The organism is Oleiphilus sp. HI0123 (genome assembly GCF_001635315.1).
Genome location: NZ_LWGE01000934.1, coordinates 1 through 377, shown reverse-complemented (window position 1 = coordinate 377; position 377 = coordinate 1). Strand labels below are relative to the sequence as shown.

The window sequence follows — 377 nt, the reverse complement described above, 5'->3', positions numbered from 1 at the left end:
TAACCTCTATTATCGCTGAAGCAGGGGAGGATGCTGCTGATGTGTTAGATGAGTTAGGTATTACATCAGACGAAGCTAATAGTGACTTTTTGGGTGAGGGGGGCGTTGATGCATTTGATGCTGATTTGACCAATCAGGCCTTGAAGCTTCATAAAGTAGTCGCCTTGTTTGAAGATGTTTTCGATGAGCATTTTGATGCCTTTGGTGACCTAAGTAACTTCCCAAATAGCGCAAGTGTTCTAATTTATCAAGAATTGGCGGCGGTTATTGCAGCCGGTGACACACTTGATACGACTTCATTGAGAGCTGTTTTCAATAGTGTCAATGCTGCTGTGAGCGCTCTTTATACAGAGCTGGGTGATGAGGATGAAACCTTT

The 377-nt window shown here is 43.5% G+C and carries 1 protein-coding gene; it reads left to right on the top strand.

Annotated elements, in window-relative coordinates:
• On the top strand, positions 1-377 hold a 377-nt coding region (locus tag A3761_RS27450), incomplete at both ends, for a hypothetical protein (RefSeq protein ID WP_197472968.1).